At 38.5% G+C, this 24,994-nt stretch carries 17 protein-coding genes and 2 pseudogenes; 16 read left to right on the top strand and 3 right to left on the bottom strand.

Annotation, left to right across the window (positions count from 1 at the left end):
- Window positions 1–6 precede the first annotated feature (6 nt).
- The 7 genes from LKW28_RS03145 to glpX all read left to right on the top strand — a co-directional run bounded on the left by LKW28_RS03145 (window position 7) and on the right by glpX (window position 6,892).
- On the top strand, window positions 7–1,146 hold the full coding sequence (locus LKW28_RS03145) for an ABC transporter ATP-binding protein (RefSeq protein WP_229138870.1): 1,140 nt from the start codon (window positions 7–9) through the stop codon (window positions 1,144–1,146).
- The gene (locus LKW28_RS03140; protein WP_229138869.1) at window positions 1,134–2,255 is read left to right on the top strand and encodes an ABC transporter ATP-binding protein; all 1,122 of its coding nucleotides are present in this window, start codon (window positions 1,134–1,136) and stop codon (window positions 2,253–2,255) included. The genes LKW28_RS03145 and LKW28_RS03140 overlap by 13 nt, the downstream gene beginning before the upstream one ends.
- Before the next feature lie 31 nt (window positions 2,256–2,286).
- Window positions 2,287–3,399: an MDR/zinc-dependent alcohol dehydrogenase-like family protein gene (locus LKW28_RS03135; protein ID WP_229138868.1), complete on the top strand. Its 1,113-nt coding sequence runs from the start codon at window positions 2,287–2,289 to the stop codon at window positions 3,397–3,399.
- 263 nt (window positions 3,400–3,662) lie between these two features.
- Window positions 3,663–4,127, top strand: coding sequence for a ribose 5-phosphate isomerase B (gene rpiB / locus LKW28_RS03130; protein WP_229138867.1), 465 nt, complete (start codon window positions 3,663–3,665; stop codon window positions 4,125–4,127).
- A gap of 2 nt (window positions 4,128–4,129) precedes the next feature.
- Window positions 4,130–5,134 (top strand): dihydroxyacetone kinase subunit DhaK, encoded by a 1,005-nt coding sequence (locus tag LKW28_RS03125; RefSeq protein ID WP_229138866.1) that lies wholly within the window; start codon window positions 4,130–4,132, stop codon window positions 5,132–5,134.
- Between the two features lie 15 nt (window positions 5,135–5,149).
- The gene (gene dhaL / locus LKW28_RS03120; RefSeq protein ID WP_229138865.1) at window positions 5,150–5,800 is read left to right on the top strand and encodes a dihydroxyacetone kinase subunit DhaL; all 651 of its coding nucleotides are present in this window, start codon (window positions 5,150–5,152) and stop codon (window positions 5,798–5,800) included.
- A 111-nt stretch (window positions 5,801–5,911) separates the two neighbouring features.
- The gene (gene glpX, locus LKW28_RS03115; RefSeq protein WP_229138864.1) at window positions 5,912–6,892 is read left to right on the top strand and encodes a class II fructose-bisphosphatase; all 981 of its coding nucleotides are present in this window, start codon (window positions 5,912–5,914) and stop codon (window positions 6,890–6,892) included.
- 494 nt (window positions 6,893–7,386) lie between these two features.
- Here the strand turns inward: glpX and LKW28_RS03110 are convergent.
- Window positions 7,387–8,345: pseudogene (locus tag LKW28_RS03110) on the bottom strand (hypothetical protein).
- A gap of 175 nt (window positions 8,346–8,520) precedes the next feature.
- Between LKW28_RS03110 and tkt the strand changes: the two are divergent.
- The 6 genes and pseudogenes from tkt to LKW28_RS03080 form a co-directional block, all read left to right on the top strand.
- Window positions 8,521–10,545, top strand: a complete 2,025-nt coding sequence (tkt, locus tag LKW28_RS03105; RefSeq protein WP_229138863.1) for a transketolase — start codon at window positions 8,521–8,523, stop codon at window positions 10,543–10,545.
- Between the two features lie 711 nt (window positions 10,546–11,256).
- The gene (locus tag LKW28_RS03100) at window positions 11,257–12,051 is read left to right on the top strand and encodes a DUF7402 domain-containing protein (RefSeq protein ID WP_229138862.1); all 795 of its coding nucleotides are present in this window, start codon (window positions 11,257–11,259) and stop codon (window positions 12,049–12,051) included.
- A 126-nt stretch (window positions 12,052–12,177) separates the two neighbouring features.
- Window positions 12,178–13,008 carry an amino acid ABC transporter substrate-binding protein gene (locus tag LKW28_RS03095; protein WP_229138861.1) on the top strand — a complete coding sequence of 277 codons (831 nt, stop codon included), beginning with the start codon at window positions 12,178–12,180 and terminating at the stop codon, window positions 13,006–13,008.
- Window positions 12,992–13,696 carry an ABC transporter permease subunit gene (locus tag LKW28_RS03090; RefSeq protein ID WP_229139050.1) on the top strand — a complete coding sequence of 235 codons (705 nt, stop codon included), beginning with the start codon at window positions 12,992–12,994 and terminating at the stop codon, window positions 13,694–13,696. Before LKW28_RS03095 ends, LKW28_RS03090 begins: the two co-directional genes overlap by 17 nt.
- A 12-nt stretch (window positions 13,697–13,708) precedes the next feature.
- Window positions 13,709–14,458 carry an amino acid ABC transporter ATP-binding protein gene (locus tag LKW28_RS03085; protein WP_229138860.1) on the top strand — a complete coding sequence of 250 codons (750 nt, stop codon included), beginning with the start codon at window positions 13,709–13,711 and terminating at the stop codon, window positions 14,456–14,458.
- Between the two features lie 54 nt (window positions 14,459–14,512).
- A pseudogene (locus LKW28_RS03080) lies at window positions 14,513–14,743 on the top strand (NADPH-dependent FMN reductase); the annotation flags it as partial.
- Window positions 14,744–14,851: 108 nt separating this feature from the next.
- Here LKW28_RS03080 and LKW28_RS03075 read toward each other — a convergent pair.
- Together LKW28_RS03075 and LKW28_RS03070 are read right to left on the bottom strand one after the other, a co-directional pair.
- A complete protein-coding gene (locus tag LKW28_RS03075; protein ID WP_229138859.1) occupies window positions 14,852–17,416 on the bottom strand; it encodes a rhamnogalacturonan lyase in 2,565 nt (854 codons plus the stop codon).
- Between the two features lie 328 nt (window positions 17,417–17,744).
- Window positions 17,745–20,861, bottom strand: coding sequence for an FIMAH domain-containing protein (locus tag LKW28_RS03070; RefSeq protein WP_229138858.1), 3,117 nt, complete (start codon window positions 20,859–20,861; stop codon window positions 17,745–17,747).
- A 662-nt stretch (window positions 20,862–21,523) separates the two neighbouring features.
- Between LKW28_RS03070 and LKW28_RS03065 the strand changes: the two genes are divergently transcribed.
- The 3 genes from LKW28_RS03065 (at window position 21,524) to LKW28_RS03055 (ending at window position 24,978) form a co-directional block, all read left to right on the top strand.
- Window positions 21,524–23,038, top strand: coding sequence for an alpha-N-arabinofuranosidase (locus LKW28_RS03065; protein WP_229138857.1), 1,515 nt, complete (start codon window positions 21,524–21,526; stop codon window positions 23,036–23,038).
- A gap of 166 nt (window positions 23,039–23,204) precedes the next feature.
- Window positions 23,205–23,861, top strand: coding sequence for a rhamnogalacturonan acetylesterase (locus LKW28_RS03060; protein ID WP_420708804.1), 657 nt, complete (start codon window positions 23,205–23,207; stop codon window positions 23,859–23,861).
- A 31-nt stretch (window positions 23,862–23,892) separates the two neighbouring features.
- Window positions 23,893–24,978, top strand: coding sequence for a glycoside hydrolase family 88/105 protein (locus LKW28_RS03055; RefSeq protein WP_229138855.1), 1,086 nt, complete (start codon window positions 23,893–23,895; stop codon window positions 24,976–24,978).
- The last annotated feature ends 16 nt before the right edge of the window (window positions 24,979–24,994 follow it).

The raw sequence follows: 24,994 nt of genomic DNA, 5'->3' as shown, positions 1-24,994 counted from the left end.
ATAAAGATGGCAGATATTAAAGTAACAAATATATCTAAACACTTTAAAAATGAGATAGCTATAAAAAATATAAATTTCGAAGTAAAAGATAAAGAGTTTTTTATCCTATTCGGACCAGCTGGAGCTGGAAAAACTACATTACTCAATATAATTGCCGGCATCCATATTCCAGATACAGGAAATGTGTATATGAATGGAAAGTGTATCGACCCGGTGGAACCAGAGGATCGTAACGTGGCTATGGTGTTTGAGGACTACGCCCTTTATCCGCATTTATCAGTATATGAAAACATCGCATCGCCATTAAGAAGCCCGAGATACAGGCAGCCTAAAGAAGTCCTTGACAGAGAGGTAAAGAGAGTGGCGAAAACCTTAAGAATCGACTGGCTTCTTGAACGGAATCCGGCAGAACTGTCCAATGGTCAGCGTCAACGTGTTGGATTAGGGAGGGCACTGGTGCGAAGTCCGGAAGTGTTTCTCATGGATGAACCAATTACTCACTTGGATGCGAAGTTAAGGCATCAGATGCGTGCTGAATTAAAAGATATGCAGAAAAACCTTGATACGACAACCATTTACGTTACTCACGACTATTTAGAAGCACTAAGTCTCGGTGATCGTATTGCTGTCATCAATAAAGGGGAAATAGAACAAATTGGGACACCTGAAGAGATTTTTTATAAGCCTGCAAATGAATTTGTAGCCAGTGCATTTGGTGAACCAGAAATTAATATGTTTCATGCACAATTGGTCAGTAAAAAAGAGGAAATGAAAGCACGTTTTTTGAACAATGAATTTTCGATTCCAAAAGACATTCAATTGATTTTCCGTAAAATTGGAATAAACAATTTACGCATTGGATTACGTCCTAAATACATTGAATACAGTTTTGTAAAAAAGGCGGACAGCAGTATTATAGGGAAGGTTAGTAACTTTGAACCTTTGGGTGCAAAAGCGATTTTAACAATAGAGGTGGAAAACGTCTATATTCGTTTACTAGTTTCTTCTGATATCGGGATTAAGCGGAACCAAGAATTATTTGTTACTTTACAAATGGATAATGCAATTTTCTTCGATGGAAATGGCAGGAATATCCTATGGCAACAGTCAGATTCAGGAAGGAGGGAACTGGTATGGGAGAACTAATCATAAAAGACGTATTTAAAACTTATTATAAAAATAAACAGCCCATTAATGCAGTTAAATCCTTGAACCTGAAATGTAATGATGGAGAATTTGTTGCTCTCCTTGGCCCATCAGGTTGTGGAAAATCAACAACATTACGAATGATTGCCGGACTAGAGGACATCACATCCGGAGATATAATTATTGGAGATCGAAGAATCAATGACTTGCATCCAAAGGATCGTAATATTGGTCTTGCCTTTGAAAACTATGCGATGTATCCTCCGCTTACTGTATATGAAAACATTGGCTTTAATTTAAAAGCGAAAAAAGTATCGTCGGCAAAGGTAAAGGAAGAAATCAACAAGATTGCAAAGCTCCTAGACATTGAGGATTTACTAGATATGAAACCAGGTGCACTATCAGGCGGTCAGAAGCAAAGGGTAAATATTGCGCGAGCTTTGATTCGTCGACCAGAAGTGCTTCTGTTAGACGAACCGCTGTCTCATTTAGATGGAAAAGTACGCCAAAGGATGAGAACGGAAATTAAACAACTTCATTCGGAAATTGAATGTACAACAATAATTGTTACACATGATCAGCTTGAAGCTATGGCGTTAGCTGATCGGATTGCGATTATTAATGAGGGAGTTCTTCAGCAATTTGGAACACCTCTTGAAGTATTTAACCACCCCGTCAATGAATTTGTTGCAAGTTTTATCGGCGAACCGCCAATGAATATTTTTACTGTTATTTCTTTGGTTGAAAGTGGTGTTCCTTACTTTAAAACAGAAAATAATTTATTGAAATTTGAAGTTCCTGAGAAATATTGTCCTTATGTAAAAGAAGGAGAAAAATATCGTTTTGGAATACGTCCAACTGATATTAGCATCTCAGCTAGAAATGAACCATTTACTCTACAAACAAAGGTAAATGTGTTTGAAAACCTTGGTGAAGAGGTTCGAATCCATATTCGAATTGAAGAAGACAATATTTTAAGCGTTGTATCTAATGAGATTTATTATTTTGAAAGTGGAGACCCTATTAATCTATTGTTTAACCCAGATCGAATTCACATATTCGACAGTGTTACGGGGGAAAGAATCGAAAAAGCCATTCAACTTCAGTGAAAATCTTGATAATTTTTAAGGAGGAATGACGATGTCAATTGTAAGCCAAGAAGCAGCAAATAATGAAAAGGTTAAGGTTCCTGAGAAAATGAAAGCGGTTGTAGCCTATGCACCTAGTGACTATCGATTTGAGGAAGTTTACACGCCAAAATTAGCAAACGAAGATGAAATCATCATTAAAGTCGAAGCATGTGGAATTTGTGCTGGGGATGTAAAGGCGTATGGAGGTGCTCCTAGCTTTTGGGGAGATGCAACACAGCCAGCATATATTAAAGCACCTGTAATTCCTGGCCATGAATTTATTGGCCATATTGTGGAAATGGGGTCAAATGTAAAAGGCTTCGAAATCGGGGATCGTGTGATTTCTGAGCAAATCGTTCCATGTTGGGATTGTCGCTTTTGTAACAGGGGTCAATATTGGCAATGTGAAAAACATGATCTTTATGGCTTCCAAAACAATGTAAATGGTGGAATGGCAGAATATATGAAATTCACAAAGGAAGCAATCAACTATAAGGTACCCAAAGAATTACCAATTGAGGAAGCAATCTTAATTGAGCCATATGCATGTTCTCTACACGCCGTTCAACGCGCACAAATTCAAATAGGTGATTTTGTGGTTCAATCAGGTGCGGGAACCCTTGGGCTTGGAATGGTAGGGGCTGCGAAAAAAGCAGGAGCAGGAACGCTAGTTGTTTTAGATTTAGTAGATTCACGATTAGAACTAGCAAAGAAATTTGGCGCGGATATTGTACTAAATCCATCGAAAGTAGATGTAGTTTCCGAAATTAAAAAAATGACTGATGGCTATGGCTGTGATGTGTATATTGAAGCAACTGGCCATCCGGCATCTGTCCAGCAGGGTCTTTCCGCAATTAGAAGACTTGGTAGATTCGTAGAATTTAGTGTTTTCAAAGATCCTGTAACTGTCGACTGGAGCATCATAGGTGACAGAAAAGAACTTGATGTTCTTGGGTCGCACCTTGGACCTTACTGCTACCCTATTGTTATTGATGGGATTGCTAATGGAGATTTCCCTACTGAGGGAGTGGTTACGCATAAATTGCCACTTAACGAATTTGAAGCTGGTTTCGAAATGGTGCAAAGTGGGAAAGATTCACTCAAGGTTATTTTGATCCCTTAAGTTCTTATAAACCACTCTATGTTTAGAGTGGTTTTATTTTGGGTTATTTTATCAATTTAAAACGGTATAGAAAATCAAACTATGCTTTTAAAATTTATTAACAAACATAATTATTAGATAACAAATAAAAATAAATGAAAAAATAAGATAAATATAATAAAAATAAACAAAAAGATATTGACAAAAATAAAAATAAATGAAAAAATAATAGAAAGATATATTTAGAGAAAAATTAAATAAAAATGGGTAAAGGGTGTTTTATAATGAGGATAGGTCTAGGCTCCGATCATAATGCATTTGATATGAAGGATAGTTTAAAGAACTATATCGAAGAATTAGGGCATGAAGTGGTTGATTATGGTTGCGAGGACTCTTGTAATGAGGTGGATTATCCTGAGGTGGCGTTTAAGGTCGCTGGGGATATTGTTAAAAGTAAATTAGATCGTGGAATCCTAATTTGCGGAACTGGTATCGGCGTTGCAATAGCTGCGGGGAAGGTTCCAGGAATCCGTGCTGCACTTTGCCATGATACGTATTCAGCTGAACGTGCCCAAAAAAGCAATAATGCGCAAGTTTTAACGATGGGGTCGCAAGTAATCGGTTTTCAACTTGCAAAACAAATCGTAAAAACATACCTAGATTCGGAGTTTCCAGGCGGAAATTCTGCAAGAAAAGTTCAGCAAATTATCGATAAAGAAAAAGAGTTTATTAATGGAGCGGAGGTCTAAGTATGAAAAAGTTGATTAATAATCCAGTAAATGTTGTAGAGGAAATGATTGACGGATATTTGAAAGCGTACCCAAATCACGTTCGAAGATTGGAAGGAAATGAACGATCACTTGTGACAGCGAGGGATCTCCCAGAAGGAAAGGTAGGAATTGTCATTGGCGGTGGTTCTGGTCATGAACCTGCTTTTATGGGGTATGTAGGAAACGGAATGGCAGACGGTGTTGCAGTTGGAAATATTTTTGCCTCTCCACCACCTGATCCGATTTTAGAAGCAACGAAGGCAGTGCATAAAGGGGCCGGGGTTGTATATATTTTGGGTAACTATGCTGGGGATATTATGAATTTTGGTATGGCAGCAGAACTTGCTGACATAGAAGAGGGCATTCGCGTAGAATCGATCGTTGTTACAGATGATGTGGCTTCCGCTCCAAAATATGAAAAAGAAAAACGCCGAGGAATTGCAGGAGAGTTCTTTGTGACAAAAGTTGCGGGAGCTGCAGCAGTGAAAGGCTATTCTTTAGAAGATGTAGTGCGTGTGGCAACAAAGACAAACGAAAATACCCGTACAATGGGAGTAGGATTAACACCGTGCTCGCTTCCGCAAACTGGGAAACCTAGCTTTGAACTGGAAGAAAACGAAATGGAAATCGGTTTAGGACACCATGGAGAGCCAGGTGTTGAAAAGGGAGTAATAAAGCCTGCTGACGAAGTTGCCGAAAGGCTAGTCCATGATATTTTAGAAGATATGCCAATAGAAAAAGGAGAGAAGGTTGCAGTCTTAGTAAATGGTCTTGGATCAACTACCCAAATGGAACTATATATTATGTTTAGAAGAGTGGAGCAAATTCTCTCTGAAAAGGGGATTGGAATTTATCGTTCCTATGTAGGTAACTACAGTACATCGCTTGAAATGGGAGGCTGCTCTGTTACGCTCACTAAAGTTGATGACGAATTGGTACATTTGATTGATTTCCCGGCAGATTGCCCAATGTACGTTCAGATTTAAGGAAGGATGATTAATATGAAGCTAACTTCGGAAGAATGGAAGATATTTTTAAGTAACGTCGTAGAGATGATTGAAGAACAAAAAGATTACTTAAGTGAGCTTGACCGTAAACTAGGAGATGGAGACCACGGAGTAACCATGTCCATAGGGTGGCAAGCGGTAAATAAAAAGTTGAAAACAGATCTTGCAGCAGAAAACGATTGTAGTAAGCTTTGTATCGCAACAGGCAGAACTTTTTTAAGTGCGGTGGGATCATCGGTTGGTCCATTATATGCAACCGGTTTCCTAAGAGGTGCAAAGGTTTTCCAAAATAAAATAGAAATAGGGGAACAGGAAATAAAAGATTTCTGGATTGCATTTATAGAAGGGATCAAGGAACGAGGAAATGCAGAAATAGGGGAAAAAACAATGGTGGATAGTCTTCAGCCTGCATTAGAAGTGTTTCAGGTTAAATACGAAGAAACGGGGGATATTTTGAACATATTTACTGAGGCGGTTGCAGCGGCAAAGGCAGGGATGGAATCAACGAAAGATATGCTATCAAAACGCGGAAGGTCTAGCAGATTAGGTGAGCGGTCCTTAGGTACACAAGATCCAGGAGCAACCTCAGCCTACTTCATTCTTGAAACATTTTTAAAAACAATGAAAACAGCTCAAGCAGTATAACCAAGTTTAATAGCGGAACCTCCATGGTAGATGGAGGTTTATTAATTATCCGAAATGAAAGAAAATGTAATTAAATGGAAATTATTATAAGGAAGTGGGTTGAAGGGGAACATGCTGACAAATACTGAGGGTAAACAGGAGCTATCTATTCTACAATTGACTGGTGAATTTTTAAAAGTGACTCAAAAAGCCGCTCTTGCTTCATATCCATGGATTGGAAGAAAGAGTAAACTGAAAGCTGATAATGCAGGGACACAAGCAATGCGAGTGCTGATGAATCAAATTTTTATGGATGCTGTTGTGGTCATTGGGGAAGGGGAAATGGATGAAGCACCGATGCTTTATATTGGGGAGAAACTTGGTAAAGGAGTGGGACCTGCTATAGATATCGCAGTGGACCCAGTAGAAGGGACTACACTGATGTCCAATGGTGAAGAGAACTCACTTTCAGTTCTTGCAGTGGCAAAGCGTGGTAGCCTTTTGCATGCACCAGATATGTATATGGAAAAAATAGCAGTTGGCCCAGAAGCAAAAGGAAAAATTGACATTAATGCACCAATATCCGAAAATATTCAGGCTGTTGCAAAAGCCAAAGGGAAAAGAGTTGAGGATATAACAGTTATGATCCAAGACCGTCCACGCCATGAGAATTTAATTAAACAAGTCATCCAAGTAGGAGGAAAAATAAGGTTGTTTCAAGATGTTGATATTACTGGTGCGGTAGCAACAGCTATCGACGATTTAAGAATTGATATGTTGGTTGGAACCGGTGGTGCACCTGAAGGTGTGATATCGGCCGTAGCTCTGAAGTGCCTGGGAGGAGATTTTCAAGCAAAGCTGGTACCGCAAAATACAGAAGAAATTGAGCGGTGTTTGCAAATGGGCATAAAGAACCCAGGGGTTGCTTTAAGTCTAGATGAAATTGTTACAACGGATTATTGCTTTTTTGTAGCAACTGGTATAACAGATGGTCTTTTTTTAAAAGGAGTTCGTAAAATTAAGGAAACGATGCTCACCCATTCCTTTTTAGCTATAGGAGGAGAAGTAAAGAACAGCCAGTTTATTGAAACGAGTCATTTTAATATGTACTGATGTATTTGGCAACCCTTATTTCTTAAAGAGCTAAAAGGTTCCAGTCTGATGGTACATATCAAATTGTAAGATTTTTGGCTATTATATAAACAGTGCTTCTCAAAAAAGTCTAGATCATATATCAGTGTACTCCGTATTATCGGGTTGTATAGGTTAATCTAATCATATATGAAAAAAACATAATAATTGTTTCATAACTAGTACAAAAAGGTTAAAAGCAATTGCACAGATTCAGCTACTTTTCATTAATATGGTAGTGTCAAAAGTTCTATGAAAATTCATTAGGGTTTATACTTTTTCCAATAGTCAGGTCTGAAGGCCCCGCAATCGCTCTTGACAAACAGTCGAAAAAGGTTGCGATAAAAGTATCAAGGGTGAAGGGAACAAAAGTGGGCGTGACAAATAACCCTTGACCATTACCAATTTTAACCTTTTTCTCCATTCGGTTTGTCAAGAGTTCGCTCCGCCGATTACTGATGTCTCAAGGGGCTCAGCTAAACAAAAAGTTTGGCGGTTTGCTGCTCTATAATCCAGTTTTGGGCTAATTCAATTAGTTTCGTCCAACCTGCCGGCATTGTCGGAAGCCCTGCTAATTCTGGGTTCACGACAGGAACCTTACCTTCTAAGGCTGCGTGTGGCCTTAGAAAGTTAAAGTAAGCCACAAACAAGGTGACAAAAGAAACCGATCCTTGTTGCGAGCCAAAGCCATGAGTGGAGCGATAATTACCTTTAAATGTTCGATTAAGTCTCTCGATTATCTGTTTTAAAGGTCTATATTCAGTTGAAACTGGGTCTTCGTTTGTAAGACCAATTACTTGCTTCACATCAAACCGAAATGTCATGTTGTGCGAAAAAGTGTTGAGCTAGAAAATAGATTGGATTTCCATCTTCTACGAAAGTAAGATCTTCTGGGATCTCTTTCATCTTTACTAACACTTCATCTATTCACCACAGAATTGGTCGGGAACAGTTGTTGTTTCTACATTTGTAGACGAAAAAGTCTTTCTATCCTTGATTTTATCGAGTGGTTTTGAACAATGAGTACACTTTAAAATGGCCTCTTTTGAAAACGATTTTTATCACTGAAAAGACACGAACACACCTTACACTGAAATTGACCTTTATCTCCGTTATTGGCATAAAGATAGTCCGACGGAGCACCATACTTAGAACAATTCATTGATTTAGGTACAACAGTCTTAGAATTAGATCGCCTTTGAACAGGTTTGAGAGACTTACCGTGTTCATTGAAATACTCTTTAATAAGAGTTTTGTAATCAAGTTTTTTCAATGGTTCGATGATCGGAAGATCATCTACCTGAAGTTTTCGATAGGGTTTATTTACTGGAGTTTCAGCAGGTTTTTCAAACATACTCTTTCCCACAAGGAGAGTTAGTAATGTACGAATCACCTGTTCTTGATACTTTATAAAAGTTAATAAATAGGTTATAATTTGAGGGTACAAATTGTCACTTCCTTTCTGGGAATTGGGTGTGTGGTAACCTCAATTATCCTCAGAATTTAGGGGGTGGCAATTTTTTTGCTTATAAAGCCCTCTAATATAGGATTTACTAGCCAATTTCTTATAAAAGTTTTGACAATACGATTAATATATAGGGGGAAAAGAAATGGTAAGTACAGTATCAGTCGATCAATTATCTGTTAATGCCATTCGTACACTATCCATCGATATGATTGAAAAAGCAAACTCTGGTCATCCCGGGTTACCTATGGGAGCAGCACCAATGGCATACGTACTATGGACAGATTTTTTAAAGCATAATCCTAAAAATTCAAAATGGTTTGACCGTGATCGCTTTGTTTTATCTGCTGGTCATGGTTCTGCACTCTTATACAGTCTTCTACACCTCTCTGGTTACAATGTAACGATTGATGACCTTAAGAATTTCCGTCAATTTGGTTCAAAAACACCGGGACATCCCGAAGTTCATCATACGGACGGTGTTGAAGCAACAACAGGTCCCCTCGGACAAGGGATTGCCATGTCAGTTGGTATGGCTATGGCCGAACGCTTTTTAGCGATAAAATATAACAGAGAAACTTTTTCAATAATTGACCATTATACATATGCGCTTGTTGGCGATGGGGACTTAATGGAGGGGATTTCCCATGAAGCAGCATCATTAGCTGGTCATTTGAATCTTGGGAAATTAATCGTTTTATATGATTCAAATGATATATCTTTAGATGGGGATTTAGACCGCTCTTTCTCGGATAACACTGCAACTCGTTTCCAAGCATATGGCTGGCAGGTTTTACGAGTTGAAGATGGTAATGATTTAACAGCCATTCGTAAAGCAATTCAAGAAGCAAGAGACAATGTGAATCAACCAACCTTAATAGAAATTAAAACAGTAATTGGCTATGGTTCACCAAATAAAGCTGGTTCTTCTGATGCACATGGTGCTCCACTTGGTGATGAAGAAATGCAATTAGTAAAAAGGGCATATAATTGGGATTATGAGAATTTCGAAGTTCCAACAGAAGTGTATCATGATTTTGCCGCAAAGATTTTGGAACCAGGTAAAGCAGCAGAAAATATATGGAATGAATTATTTGCTACATATAAAGATAAATATCCTGAGGCTGCGGCCGAGCTAGCAGCGGCTATCAAAGGAGAACTACCTAAGGGATGGGAGCAAGGCCTGCCAGAATTTACACCAGGTGTTGATACAATAGCAACTCGAGCATCTTCAGGAAAAGTATTAAATGGAATTGCAAAGTCTGTTCCATATTTTATTGGTGGTAGTGCCGACTTAGCTGGCTCCAATAAAACCACTATTACTAGTGAAGATGATTTTACTCCAAGTAACTTTGCAGGACGAAATATTTGGTTTGGTGTCCGTGAATTTGCGATGGGTGCTGCATTAAATGGAATGGCTTTGCATGGTGGGGTTAAAGTATACGGAGGAACTTTCTTCGTATTCAGCGACTATTTAAAACCTGCAATCCGTTTATCTGCACTAATGAATACACCTGTCACCTATGTGTTTACCCATGATTCAATTGCGGTAGGGGAGGATGGCCCAACACATGAACCAGTAGAACAGCTTGCAGGATTACGTTCGATTCCAAATCTCTCGGTAATCAGGCCTGCTGATGGAAATGAAGTGCAAGCAGCATGGCGTCTGGCTATTGAAAGTAAGGATCAACCAACAACGCTCGTATTAACGAGACAAGACCTTCCTACACTCGAAGGGACTAAAGAAAATGCATACGAAGGTGTCAAAGCTGGAGCGTATGTCGTAAGTCGAGGGGAAAAAGAAGTACCTGATGCATTACTTCTTGCAACTGGTTCTGAGGTGCAGCTTGCTGTTCGTGCTCAAACAGAATTAAAAGCAAAAGGTGTCGACGTCAATGTTATTAGCATACCATCATGGGATCGTTTTGAAAAACAGGATCAAGCCTATAAAACTAGCGTATTACCTGAAAATGTGAAGGCAAGAATTGGAATTGAAATGGCTTCATCAATGGGGTGGCATAAATATGTTGGAGATAAAGGTAAAGTAATATCAGTTGATACATTTGGGGCATCTGGTAACGGTGACAAACTAATTGAACAGTATGGATTTACCGTTGAAAATGTAGTCAATCAAGTGGAGAAACTTGTGGAAGAGAAAAATCGCTACTGACTATGGTTAATTTCGTGAACTTTGTTGCTTTTATAAGGTAATTCTATTGTTTGTAAAATGCATAATAATGTTGATATTTTTAGTGGTTGAAGCGTATGGTACGAGACTCCTCGAAAATGCATTCGCATTTTCTTCGTGCGATGATAATACTGTCGAAGCCTTCCTTGTCCTGCGGGAAAAGCGAGCCAAGCAAGAACCCACAGCGAAGCGAGGAGGCTTGCGGATCGCCCGCGGAAAGCGAGTGCCAGAAGCGGAAATCACGCCTGTGGTAATAACAACAATCTTTTAGAAAAGAGCCATTTTCTTAAAGACAAATCAAAAAACGTTGCCTATCCTATTATATAAACTTGAGGATAGGCAACGTTTTATATTTTCAGGGTTTCTAAGCACCCAAGCTAATTAATAGGAGGAAAAATTCCCCTTAATTTGTAATTTTGATTTAAAAATTCATATATAGACGGAGAGATTCCGCCTATTACCTTAAAAAACGTGAAAATGTGGGATTTTGATTTGTATAGTCGGAAAACTTTCCCTTATAAACCTCGAAACGAGTTCCATTCAGCACATAACAGAAAAAATTCCGCTAATTTTTTTGGATGGTTAATAAAGTTAAATAATTTCACATAAAGGTAAAAAAAGTTCATTGATACAACGGAAATTAACCAATACGATGAAAGGGAGTAGAGAGATCGGGAATGGGGGAAAAATGAAATGATTCGTTTAGCAATAAAGGATGCAAAAGGCAACGTAAAAAAAGAAAGAGCAGGTCAGGAATATACCTATCTCGAATTTGTAGAGGAGTACCAAGCGGGGGATAGGATTGAAGTAACAGTAGAAAAAGCTAATTCATATCTAATGGCACAGCTTGATGATGCGCTAGCACCTTCTTTAATTTTTATTAAAGGAACTGAATGGACGTATGAGGTTCCATTAAGCGAGGAGCTTCGCCAAGCATACTCTCCAAAAGTATTCTTTGGCAACAAACATTACTTATCTGTACGTTATGCGACAGAAGATGAAATCAATCGTTATCAAAATCTTGCATTAAACCCGCATGATCAAAAGAAGGTAAGCGGTGCTTATCCACATGCAGAAGCTAATGTAGAGACGCGAAATGATTCAACATTTTTTGCCCGCAATGCGATCGATGGCATGGTTGCCAACGAAGGGCATGGCTCCTATCCATATCAATCTTGGGGAATCAATCAACAAAAGGATGCGGCGATCACAATTGAATTTGGCCGAACTGTCCAAGTTGATAAAGTGGCATTAGTATTACGTAGTGATTATCCGCATGACAGCTACTGGACACAAGCTACTTTGGAATTCTCCGATGGTTCTGAGGAAATTACAGCCTTAGAAAAAGTGTACGAAAGGCAGTATTTTGAATTTGAAAAACGAAGTGTAGAATGGGTGCGTCTGAAGAACTTAATTAAAGCAGAAGATGAATCACCATTCCCGGCTTTAACAGAAATCGAAATATACGGCAGAAATATGGAACAATAAGATTAATTGAGCTGTCCAATGTGCCGGCTCTTTTTTATGCTTCCAACCCGGTGAATGAGAATAGGTAAACTTGTAAAATCTACTACTAAGCAGAAACACAAATATATTTTACCGGGGGTTTTAATAATGAAGAAATCACTATTTCTTTTTTCATTCCTTTTAGTAATTGCTTTTGTACTTGCGGGATGCGGAGGAACAAAGGAAGATAACAATGCAGGTAACGAGGAAAACAACAATAAGGAACAAACTGGCTCCTTATTTAATGAAATTAAAAAGAATGGTGTTATAAAGGTAGGAACAGAAGGCACATATGCACCTTATACCTTCCATAATGAAAAGGATCAGTTAACAGGGTATGACGTGGAAGTGATAAAAGAGGTTGCCAAGCGCATGGACCTTGAGGTGGAATTTATGGAGACTCAATGGGACTCGATGTTTGCTGGCCTTAATTCAAAGCGCTTTGATTTAATTGCAAACCAAGTGGGAATTAATGAGGATCGTCTAGCTAATTATGATTTTTCGGATCCGTATACATTTTCATCAGCGGTCCTTGTCGTTTCAAAGGATAATAGTGACATTACATCATTTGAGGACTTAAAAGGCAGAAAAGCAGCGCAATCGTTAACAAGTAATTACGGTGCTATCGCGCAAGAAAATGGTGCTGAAATAGTAGGAGTGGAAGGTTTGGCTCAATCGATCGAATTAATCAAGCAAGGACGTGCGGAAGCAACAGTTAATGACAAACTTGCGGTTCTGGATTATATAAAATCGCAGGGGGATGAGAGTATTAAAATCGCAGCTAGCTCGGACGATGTTTCAGAAATGGCTTTTACTTTTAATAAAGGGAATGAAGATTTAGTAAAGGCTGTTAATGAACAATTGGCTGCAATGAGGGATGATGGGACTTTAGCAAAAATCTCTCAGGAATGGTTTGGTGAAGATGTTTCTACAAAATAGCCTACTACTCACCATTACAGCAAATATGGAGGGATGGGAGTTATTTATGAACTCCCTCCCTTCCATGATTTCAGGGGCGATTCATTATACAATTCCACTCACACTTATTTCTTTTATCGGGGGTCTTATCCTTGCATTGCTCACTGCGATGATGCGATTGTCAAAATCAAGGCTCATCCAGATCCCTGCCATTATTTACGTTTCGGCGATTCGCGGAACGCCTTTGCTTGTGCAATTATTTATTATTTTCTATGGCTTACCTAATCTTGGGGTGAACATTGATCCATTCCCAAGTGCGGCGATTGCGTTCATTTTAAATGTCGGTGCCTATGCATCTGAAATTATTCGGGCATCCATATTATCGATTCCAAAGGGACAATGGGAAGCTGCATTTACGATTGGCATGACAAGATGGACCGCGCTAAGGCGGATCATTCTTCCACAAGCAGCAAGGGTTTCGGTACCTCCTTTGTCCAATTCATTTATCAGTCTTGTAAAAGATACATCCCTTGCCTCGCTGGTTTTAGTAGCTGAGTTATTCCGTAAGGCACAGGAAATTGCAGCAAGGACATACGATTTCCTTCTATTATATATAGAGGCTGCTTTACTCTATTGGGTTATATGTTTCTTTTTATCCCTTATACAGGAATTATTAGAACGAAAATTAAATCGGTATGTGTCAAGATAAAGAGGTGAGGGCATGTTTTTATCCGTCAAAGGCTTGGCGAAATCCTTTGGTGAAAATGAAGTGTTAAAAAATATTGATATCGATGTTGGAAAAGGTGAAGTCGTCTCCATTATTGGCCCATCCGGTTCTGGAAAAACAACAATGCTCCGTTGTTTTAATGGATTGGAACAACCGGACAAAGGGCTTTTTCAATTTGAAGATGGGTTTTCAGTTAATTTTGCTGAAAAAATAAACAAACATGACAGAATCAGGTTAAGCAGAAAATATGGGATGGTTTTTCAATCCTATAACCTGTTTCCTCATAAAACTGCTCTTCAAAATGTAATGGAGGGACCAGTAATTGTTCAAAAACGAAATAAAACCGATGTAAGAAAGGAAGCAGAAGAACTTCTGGAAAAAGTGGGCTTAAAGGAAAAAATGGAGTTATATCCACATCAACTTTCAGGCGGACAGCAGCAGCGGGTAGGGATTGCAAGGGCATTAGCGCTGAAACCGGAATTGCTTTTATTTGATGAACCAACCTCTGCATTAGACCCCGAACTTATCGGAGAGGTTTTAAAAGTGATGAAGGACTTAGCGAACGAAAGTTGGACAATGATCATTGTCACCCATGAAATCCAGTTTGCAGGTGAAGTATCCGACAAAGTGTTGTTTATGGATGGTGGGTACATAGTTGAACAAGGAAACCCAGAAGAAGTTTTGAAAAATCCGAAGGAAGAGCGGACGAAGCAGTTTTTGCAAAGGATTCTTAACCCCACTTGAAAACGAGTATAAAGTCTATCCGAAGTTTGGGAAATTAATAATGCTTTTCCTTAACTACATAGGTTCATATTTGTAGTGGCAGAATACAACCACAGCATAACAGGTGCCTTAAAAAATGAGCTGGATTACGCTCGTGATGCATGGTACAACAAATCAGCTGGAATCGTTAGCTATTGCTCAACAGGTGGTGCTCGTGCAGCAGAACATCTCCGTGGAATCTGTGGCGAATTAAACATAGCCGATCAAGTTGTTTCTTGGGGTAAGGCATTGAAGTCAGTACGATAGGGTAGGTTAAAAAACAATTTTGTTCATGAAAAAAAGACTGACTTAAACAAATGGTCTGTTCAATCATACCTTTTTTAAGTCAGTCATTATGTTTTTTGTACCTGTTAGTTATCTACCATCATTTTTCCACATATCAAGCAGTAATTGGGCATGGTGAGATAAGTTTCGTTTAGCTGAAGGAGAGATATTCTCCTGCTTTGTTTTCTGATTTAATTGTTCTTCGTATTTTTCCATAAATTTAATTGCACTCTTCTTAGAGCCTTTTTCAAAATGATGCTTTGCTTGCTTCAGTGTGTTCTCTAATTGAGACACGAGAGGGCCATTAAGATCGCCATTCGCTTTATATTCGTTCATTAAGTTTTCTAGGACGGACAATACTCCTGGAGTCCAGAAGGTAGGAACTGGAACATTTGCCCAATTAGTATCGGAAGCAAAATAAAAGCTTGTGTATGACGGCTGATTATAAGCAGTGTTTTGTCTTGCTATCTCTGCTCTGTATTGAGCATCATGCATTAATGTGTATAGTTTATGGTTTGTTACTTCGGTGCTAAGATAGATACGGATTGCAGAGCTATCTTCAGTTCGAACTAGAAGTTCCTCTCTCCAGTCCCCAAATACATCCGCAACTAAACCTGGGTTACCCTTTGTACCGTTATTTGTTCTTGTTCCATTAGCGGTAAGTACTCTACCTTTCTTCCAATCATCAATGGTAGTCGTGCTATTCCCAGAACCATTGACAATTTGGGTTGTCATATCTGCACCCCACTTAATGTTCATGTTCGTACCTGGTGCACTATTACTAAGTTTCTCCCCACTTGCTGACCAAAGTCCAACAGCCCATGTTTCTAAACCAGAAGTAGTTGGATCAACATCACCTACCATACCTCGTCCAGTATCCCGTCCAGTATAGCCGCCATAAATGATTTCACCCGTTTTTGCATCACGCAATGAGTAACCATATGGAGCCCATGCGCCACCTTCGTGAACCATGAAGATTTCTTGACCAGGTCTGTTAGGGTCTATATCCGTAACATGCATTGCGTCTCCATGACCCAGTCGGGCTATTGTTCCAGGCGCAGCACTATTAGATGGCATCGTATCCATGGAGCTGTATAATAAAGAACCGTCGTGATCTATTGTTGCTGAACCATAAACAATTTCTTGTTTGCCGTCTCCGTCAACATCGGCCGCACTTAATGAGTGGGCACCCTGAGTAGTGATGGTGCCAAATTCCGGATCCGTTCCGTCTACACCATGTGGCCCATCATTAAATGGATTACTCATTGGGGTCCAGCCACTGTCAACAATCCAATTTTCCTTAAGATTTTTTCCATCCCAGCTATAGGTAACAATATTTGATCTTGTGTAATAACCACGTGCAAATACGGCATATGGTTTTTCACCATCTAAATAGGCAACACTTGCTAGGAAGCGGTCTACACGATTTCCAGGTTCAATCCTTGACATCGCATAGTCTCCCCACATCAGCCCATCGTCATGTCGACCCGGTTTATAGTGGATTGTATCAAGTTCTTCACCCGTAGCACCATTAAATACGGTTAAATATTCCGGACCTTCTAATATAAAGCCCTCAAAAACTCTTAAATTATTACGAGCACTTCGATTTGGAGCATATACATCCATAAAATAGTCAGCTAAGCTTTCAGCATCTTCTCTTGATAGTGGATACGTATATTGTGGTTCAATACCAAAACTTTCTTCAAGAGTTTGAGGCCAATTTCCGTTTTTAACCTCTTCATGTTCGCTCCAGCCCATAAACATTTCCACTACATGATCATAATAATCTTGGCTACTCATCCGATAGTCATCTGAATTGCTGTAACCTGCATCAATATCTTCTTGAGGGAGTGTGATATAATTTTCGGAGGTAATTTTACCTTCCTCATTAAATTTGACAATTTTTGTCCCTGGAGCAGTTTTAAACATGATCTCGGATTTTCCATCCCCATCAAAGTCATACACTAAAAATTGTGTATAGTGTGCGCCCGATCGAATATTAACACCTAAATCAATCCTGTAAAGGAGAGTACCATCAAACGAATAGCAATCAATATATGTATTGCCAGTATACCCGATCTGGGAGACATCCTTAGAATTTGATGGGTCCCATTTCACAAAAAACTCATACGTACCATCACCATCTACATCACCAACACTCATGTCATTAGCAGAATAGGAATATGTTTCCCCAGCAGGAGTAACACCGTCCGCCGGTTTATGTAGTGGCAGATCATAATAAGAATTTTCCCAAGGTGTTATAGCAGGACTTTGATCAATTTCCTGCCCGTTTTCTATTGCACTTACATAATATTTCGAGTTGGGCGTTCCTTCTTTATCCAAAAAGTTTGTACTGTCAGAAACAGTGGTAATTTTCTTTCCATCACGATACACATTAAAGTTTACCCCTGTTAAACCCGTTTCGGAATAACCTGACACCTCATTTGCTAAAAGCCTCCAGCTTAAGAAAACACCTTCAGATGTAGAGGCAGCAATTAATCCCCTATCAAGATATTCCAATTGAACATTTCCATGCTTACTTTCCAATTGGCTAGTCGTAGTGTTAGCACTAGCTACATTACCAACTCCTGAAAATAATAATGGCACTGCTACAATACCGGTAAGTAATTTTTTAGAAAATGATCTTTTCTTCAATTAGGGTCACCTTCCTTATAATTTTTACGAATATAAAGCGTTTACATTAAAGAGAAGCGTACACCTCCTGTTAAATGGTCCTAACTGTTTTTAATGTAAGTGAAATTATAATATTAAGAATAAACAGTCTCTTTAAGCTTATCCTAATGATCAAAAATTTTTAGTTAAAAATTCAGTGTAATTCCATTAATAATCAGTGCTTTTCGGGTTGCTAATCTTATTTGCTTGGGGGAACGCATTGAAAACAGTGAGATAAACCATTAATAAAGAAAAAAGACTGACCCATATAGTCAGCCTTTTTATACATATAAACGAATTTCAGCTTTCTCTACTCAGACACTTTTTCATCCCAAATCTCAATTAACTTATGTGCATACGAGTTCAGCTTCGTTTTTAATTTGCTATCAACTTGTGCTTGAGATTGCTTTTTATTTAGATGTTCAATAAAGTCTTGCATATGTTTTATTGCTTGATCATTTTTTCCTTTATCTAAATGATTCTGAACTTGCTTTAGTTTATTTGATAATACTGCTTTCAGTGAACCATTTAATTCATTATTTACAGTATCTTTCATAAAACCTACATTAAGTGTTGGGTATTGAATATTCTCCGCATCCAGCTCCCCGTCAAGAACCGTTTTTCTAATATCCTCACCAAGATAGAAGCCAATATGTGGCGGCTGGTTGTAGGTTGTATTTTGCCATGCAATCGCCATTCTGTAAACTGGATCATGCATCATCGTATAAAGTCTATAATCAGTAGGGATCGTTGTACTAAAAATTCTTAACTCTGAGCTGTCCGGTGTCCTGTAAATAATTTCCTCACGCCAATCACCAAGAATATCTGCTTGTAAAGTCGGATTGGCTTTTGTCCCATTATTACTTACAACGCCTTCAAAGCTCTCCATAACATTTGCTTTACCTGTTGTTTCATCATACTTTGTGATAGTTGTACCATCCAGTAATTCATGTAAGAGATCTCCATCCCAGTAGGTTACGAAGTTAACTGGCAGCCCAATATCTCTAAAACTTGCTGCTTCAACATGGCCCTGTACATTATAGACACCGCCACCTGTTTCAACAGTACCTCCACCTGTTCCCCAGAATTCGTAACCTGGGCTGGATGTGATATTCGCTGCCACTCCACGACCTGCATCCTTATAGGCATAAAACGCTTGAAGTGTTTCACCAGTTGCACCATCATGATACTCTAGTGATGCAACATCTGAATTCTCACGTACGCCAAAGACATGTAAACCTTCACGATCAGGGTCAAATGCTCCAACATGTAGGGCATCACCGTGGGACCCTTGAACACGTCCCATTTCTCCATCCATTGCATAAAGAATTGTGCCATCATGATCAAGAGTCAAAGAACCAGCGACAATTTCATCGAAACCATCATTATCTAAATCACCAACGGCAAGATTATGGTTACCTAAGGATGCACCTCTGCCTGCTTCATCCGAATCAAATGTCCATTCTTCAATAAGTTTACCATCTACTAAACTATAAGCAGCAAAGCCTGTTCTTTCATAATAACCTCTACCATAAATCGCACTTGGGGTAATTCCATTTAAGTAAGCTAATCCGGAAAGGAAGCGATCGGAACGGTTATAAAAATCATCGCCCCATGAAACTCCTCCGTCACCAGGTACTTTTTCAACAGGGAATGCAAAATCAATTGTATCAATCACTTCTCCTGTTTCACCATTGAATACGGATATTAACTCGGGTCCTCCTACAACATGACCACCATCATTTACCCAATCAGCCTCCGGGTCACCAATCAAACTAATTACCTTATTACTATCGTAAATCCCATTTGTTGCACCATAAACCGTTGTCCCGTCTGCTGTTTTAATAAGGAATTCCGATTTACCGTTCCCATCCATATCCCCAACAACAAATTGGTGATACTGAGGACCAGAAGTTAAGTTTGGCCCCATATTCATGCGCCATAAAAGGGTCCCATCCAATTTATAGGCATCAAAAATAGTTGGACCAGTGATAACATCCTCTAGGGCAAACATCGAGTTTGATGGCTGCCATAGAACAATCACTTCATATTCGCCATCACCATCTAAATCCCCCACACTTGCATCATTTGCAGAATATGTGTAGTCCCCAGTCGCAGTTGTCCCATCAGCAGGTTTTTGTAGCGGAATGGAGAGATACTCTTTTTCAGCGACACTTTTATCGTTTGTTTCAGTTGACTTTCCATTTACAAGTGTTTCTACCGTATATTTGTCATCTGGAGTGCCTTTTGAATCAACAAAGTTCGTAACAGATAATGGTTGAGTATTTAGTTTTTCACCGTTACGATATACATTGAAAGTAACATCTTTATCATATTCATCTGCCAGTAAACGCCAGCTGATAAAAATGCCATCCTCTGATTGAAGAGCAATTACTCCCCTATCAAGCCATTCTACTTGTTGAGGTTGATCAACAGGTTTAAGTCGATTATAGACATAAAGCGTAACTTCCCTGTTAAACGCATTATTGACGTTCTCAGTCTCAGCGAAAGTTCCCTTAAACTCGTATACACCTGACTCGTTAGGATTCCAGTCCTTTCCAACAGGAAGCCATTCGCTAACTGGTATTTCTACCTTGCTATTATCGGCAAGAGTTACTGTCACTTCTTTGGGTAAACCAATTGAATCAATTTTTTCTGTTGTATCGCCTACATACACTCGATGGTAGGGAAGTTTATCCACTCTAATTAAGGTGTTGTCAGAAACAGGCTCATTATAAACTCCAAAATTATCAAGATATGTGGTCCAGTAGATATTATTACCTGCTGTACGGACACCGGCTAACTTGACTGCTTTAATAGAACCATCAAAGTCAACGCCTTCCAAGGAAGAGGTGTATTCTTCAGTGTTACCATCTTGGTCTTTAAGACTTAACTCTACAACATTGTTAAGAAGATTAAAATTAACCTTCACATGATACCATGCTTCCGCATCAGTAATATTTGTATGAGCAGGAGCATGTTTGCCTGCAAAATAGGATAGTGCAGCATTATTCGTATTGTTCAATGTAAAGACAGTGTTTCCAGTATTGTCTTGGAACCTTAACTCGCCACCGTTTTCATTAAGGTGGACACCTTTATCATTTACCTTGCCAGGGTACCAGTCAAATTCAAAAAGGACCTGTGAACCCTTTACAGGAGAATCAAATTCCTTTGTTGCCACACGACCCCCACTTTGGTCAGCCATTTCAAAATGTAACTTTGGAGTCGTGTTTCCTCCAATATCATCGGTATTAGTCGAGAGATTGGCAGCAAATGTTGTGAAGCCCCACAGATCAGCAAAATCGCTGAAATAAACTTTTTCAAAGCCTTCTATTTCTTCACCAAATGCAGGTGTTATTGTCGACAATAAGAGGATTAATACGAAAAATACAGAAAAGGCTTTTCTCAAATTTTTACTATTTCTCACTTTTCATTTTCACTCCTTTTTGGTTATGCCAAGGAATGTTGTTTTTTCATGCTGAAGATCTCCTTGGAAAAAGATTCAACTTTTCCTAAGTTTAATAGTTCTTCCGCTTCAGCCTGCTATGTCAATTTATGTATGCGCTAACAAAATACGAATAGGCTAAGTCAAAACAGCTGGTTTTATGGTTTGTCTCACCTCCATTAATGTACACCATGCTTGTTTACAAAATAGTTTATTTTTTGATTTCTGGAAAAGTTAAAAGAAATCAGCTATTCTACTGATAGACTAGCATCCGTAAGATTAGTATGTCTATTGCACTTTATTGAAATAAAAATGTATGCATTTCGTCAAAAGTCAGAAGTCTGAAATATCAGGCAATTAGAGTGATGTTTTGCACTTCTTTGCATTATTCATACATTTTTGTAATGTATTGGTATATTGTCTTAAAAAAGAGGCAGGATTCAAACCAAGTAAAAAAGTCAGGGGGCTGAATTGTTCTAAAAAGTACTTTCCGGAAAAGCACTGATTTTTAACGGAATTTCACTGAATTTTTTACTAAAAATTCTAAATACCTGGTATACGCTAAAGGGGGACTATAAATTTTAGTAAGTGCTAAATCATTTTAACTGTTGAAGACTATTTTTCTATAATGGAGGATGAAAGCGATGTCATCTTTGAAAGCTACAATGATTTTGGATAAAGACTATCAAGTCGGCAAGGTTGATGAACGAATCTATGGATCGTTTGTTGAACATTTGGGTCGTGCTGTTTATGAAGGAATTTATGAGCCTGATCACCCATTGGCTGATGAGATGGGGTTTCGGAACGATGTCATTGATCTGGTCAAGGAACTTAAGGTGCCTTTAGTACGATATCCTGGCGGAAATTTTGTTTCCGGTTATAACTGGGAAGATGGCGTTGGTCCAGTAGAAGAGAGACCTAAACGATTGGATCTAGCATGGAGAACTTCAGAATCTAATATCATTGGAACGAATGAATTTATGAAATGGGCAAAAAAAGCAAATACAGAAGTGAATATGGCCGTTAATTTGGGTACTCGTGGAATTGATGCTGCTCGTAATCTAGTGGAATACTGTAACCATCCATCAGGTTCTTATTGGAGTGATCTGCGAATTGCTCATGGATATAAAGAGCCGCACAAGATTAAAACATGGTGTTTGGGAAATGAAATGGATGGCCCATGGCAAATTGGACATAAAACTGCTGAGGAATACGGAAGAATTGCCGTAGAAGCAGCAAAAGTAATGAAATGGGTAGATCCTTCGATTGAATTAGTTGCATGTGGAAGCTCCAATCGAAAAATGCCAACATTTCCACAATGGGAGGCAATGGTTCTAGATCATACATATGACCATGTGGACTATATCTCCCTCCATACGTATTATGCAAACAGGGAAAATGATCTATCAAATTATTTGGCAAAATCATTAGATATGGATGATTTTATAAAAACAGTCATAGCAACCGGTGATTATGTCAAAGCCAAAAAACGCAGTAAGAAAACAATGTATTTATCATTTGATGAGTGGAATGTTTGGTATCACTCACATGATGCCGATAAAAAAGTAACTCCTTGGACTGAAGCTCCTCCTCTACTTGAAGATGTTTATAATTTTGAGGATGCGTTATTAGTTGGATGTATGCTTATCACACTATTGAAACACGCTGACCGTGTAAAGATTGCTTGCTTGGCTCAATTAGTCAATGTTATCGCGCCTATTATGACTGAAAAAGGCGGGGAAGCATGGAAACAAACCATCTTTTATCCATATATGCATGCCTCCGTTTATGGGAGAGGAATTGCGTTAAATCCAATCATTCACTCACCTAAGTATGATAGCAAGGAGTTTACAGATGTTCCATTCTTAGAATCCACTGCAGTCTATGATGAGGAGAATGAGTATCTAACGATTTTTGCTGTGAATCGCCATGAGACAAAATCTCTTTTACTAGAATGTAATATTAAAAGTTTCGAGGGCTATGAGGTTGTAGAACATATTATTTTAGAAAATGATGATATTAAGGCAACAAACAAGGTAAATCGATATAATGTTCAACCCCATACTAGTGGAAATGCAAATGTTTCAGATGGAGTATTAATAGGGGAACTTCCAGAACTATCCTGGAACGTTATTCGATTAAAGAATAGAAGGAAGTAAAACATGAGCGGCAAAGATGCTTGATATAAAGGCATTCTTCAAAAAATGTATATTCAGACAAAATAGTACAATTAAAAAGAAGAATGTGAACAAAAAAGTATCATGGTGATTATAAAACATCTGGGGTACGATTCTTATAGGGTGTTATACAAAGAAGAAGGGATGGATTTTAGTGAATCACCAAAAAGTGAAAGTTTTCCTTGCTTCAGATTCTACCGTTCAAAAATATGATGACCCTCATCAAGGTGGCTGGGGAGAATTTCTGCAAGATTATTTTACAGAAGATGCTCAGGTAGAAAACCATGCAATTGGTGGAAGAAGCTCTAAAACCTTTATCGAAGAAGGAAGATTAGAGCCTATTTTAAATGAATTAACCGAAAATGATTTCTTATTGATCCAGATGGGCCACAATGATTCAACCAAAAATCGGCCTGAACGTTATACGGAACCATTTTCAACATATAAAGAGTATTTAAAAATATATGTGGATCGTGCAAAAGAATGTCATGCAAAACCTGTTCTTATTACACCGGTCGCAAGGTTACATGTCGAAAACGATCAAATTATCAATGATTTTCAAGATTACTGTACTGCCATGAAGGAAGTTGCTAAGGAAGAGAATGTCCCAGTAATTGATTTAATGGATAAAAGTTTAATATTCTATCAATCAATAGGCTATGAAGAGACAGTAACCCTTTTTATGGCATCTATTAATGAAACTGATTTTACCCATTTTACGAAAAAAGGAGCAAATCAAATTGCTCGCATACTATCCGAAGAAATAAAAGCAAGTGGACTTCCATTATCAAAATATATCAAATAGCCATTACGATTAAATAAGGAGTGCTTCAAAGATGCATAGACATGAAATTGAGAAGAAAATTGAATTAGTTATCGAAAACTTGGTTAATTTAAATGATCCAGATGGGAAATATGCCATTCCGTTAGCAGATGGAAGAAAAATCGATAATAAGAGTTTTAATTACTGGGAGTGGACAGCAGGCGTTGGACTCTATGGAATGATGAAATACTATAAATTAACAAAAAATGAAAAAGTATTAAATATCATTATTAAATGGTTTGATGACCAGTTCAAAGAGCCGGCAGTTGAAAAAAATGTGAATACAATGGTGCAAATGTTAACGCTTGCTTATTTATATGAAGAAACAAATGATCCAACCTATCTCCCATATTTAGAAACATGGGGCGATTGGCTCTATCACGATATGCCAAGAACGAAAGACGGAGGTTTCCAACATATTGTTTTTGGTTCAGAGAATTATCAGCAATTATGGGACGATACGTTAATGATGAGTGTCTTACCGTTAACTAAAATTGGGCTGTTATTAAATAAACCAGAATACATTGAGGAAGCAAAAAAGCAATTTCTTATCCATATTAAATATTTATTTGATAAGAAAACGGGATTGTGGTTCCATGGCTGGAGCTTTGAAGGAAATCATAACTTTGCGGAAGCCCTATGGGGACGCGGCAATTCATGGGTTACAATTGCGATTCCTGAATTTTTGGATTTGATTGATCTGCCTGAAGAGGACGCTGTTCGTCAAATACTCATTGATACATTAGACCGCCAACTTGAAGCATTAGAAAAATGTCAAAATGAAAACGGTTTATGGCATACGTTACTATTGGACCCGACTTCTTATGTGGAGGGATCTTGTACAGCAGGATTTGCGTTTGGAACACTAAAGGCTGTTCGTAAACGATATGTAGATAAGAAGTATGTAGATATGGGCTTCAAAGCCATTCAAGCAGTCATTGAAAATATTGATGAAACCGGCGAGTTGCAGCAAGTATCTGCCGGAACAGCGATGGGAGAAACACAAGATTTTTATAAAGAAATTGCTGTTACAGGAATGCCATACGGACAATCAATGGCGATCCTAGCTTTAGTAGAATACTTATATTATAGAATTTAAGACGAGAATAACTTTT

This window comes from Bacillus sp. REN16 (genome assembly GCF_020731355.1).
Classification (GTDB): domain Bacteria; phylum Bacillota; class Bacilli; order Bacillales; family Bacillaceae_L; genus Ferdinandcohnia.
This window is presented reverse-complemented; position numbering and strand designations above follow the sequence as displayed.

Excerpts from the sequence above, each read along its gene's own strand:
- LKW28_RS03145 (WP_229138870.1), top strand. The coding sequence starts at position 7 with ATGGCAGATATTAAAGTAACAAATATATCTAAACACTTTAAAAATGAG.
- LKW28_RS03140 (WP_229138869.1), top strand. The coding sequence starts at position 1,134 with ATGGGAGAACTAATCATAAAAGACGTATTTAAAACTTATTATAAAAAT.
- LKW28_RS03135 (WP_229138868.1), top strand. The coding sequence starts at position 2,287 with ATGTCAATTGTAAGCCAAGAAGCAGCAAATAATGAAAAGGTTAAGGTT.
- rpiB (WP_229138867.1), top strand. The coding sequence starts at position 3,663 with ATGAGGATAGGTCTAGGCTCCGATCATAATGCATTTGATATGAAGGAT.
- LKW28_RS03125 (WP_229138866.1), top strand. The coding sequence starts at position 4,130 with ATGAAAAAGTTGATTAATAATCCAGTAAATGTTGTAGAGGAAATGATT.
- dhaL (WP_229138865.1), top strand. The coding sequence starts at position 5,150 with ATGAAGCTAACTTCGGAAGAATGGAAGATATTTTTAAGTAACGTCGTA.
- glpX (WP_229138864.1), top strand. The coding sequence starts at position 5,912 with ATGCTGACAAATACTGAGGGTAAACAGGAGCTATCTATTCTACAATTG.
- tkt (WP_229138863.1), top strand. The coding sequence starts at position 8,521 with ATGGTAAGTACAGTATCAGTCGATCAATTATCTGTTAATGCCATTCGT.
- LKW28_RS03100 (WP_229138862.1), top strand. The coding sequence starts at position 11,257 with ATGATTCGTTTAGCAATAAAGGATGCAAAAGGCAACGTAAAAAAAGAA.
- LKW28_RS03095 (WP_229138861.1), top strand. The coding sequence starts at position 12,178 with ATGAAGAAATCACTATTTCTTTTTTCATTCCTTTTAGTAATTGCTTTT.
- LKW28_RS03090 (WP_229139050.1), top strand. The coding sequence starts at position 12,992 with ATGTTTCTACAAAATAGCCTACTACTCACCATTACAGCAAATATGGAG.
- LKW28_RS03085 (WP_229138860.1), top strand. The coding sequence starts at position 13,709 with ATGTTTTTATCCGTCAAAGGCTTGGCGAAATCCTTTGGTGAAAATGAA.
- LKW28_RS03065 (WP_229138857.1), top strand. The coding sequence starts at position 21,524 with ATGTCATCTTTGAAAGCTACAATGATTTTGGATAAAGACTATCAAGTC.
- LKW28_RS03055 (WP_229138855.1), top strand. The coding sequence starts at position 23,893 with ATGCATAGACATGAAATTGAGAAGAAAATTGAATTAGTTATCGAAAAC.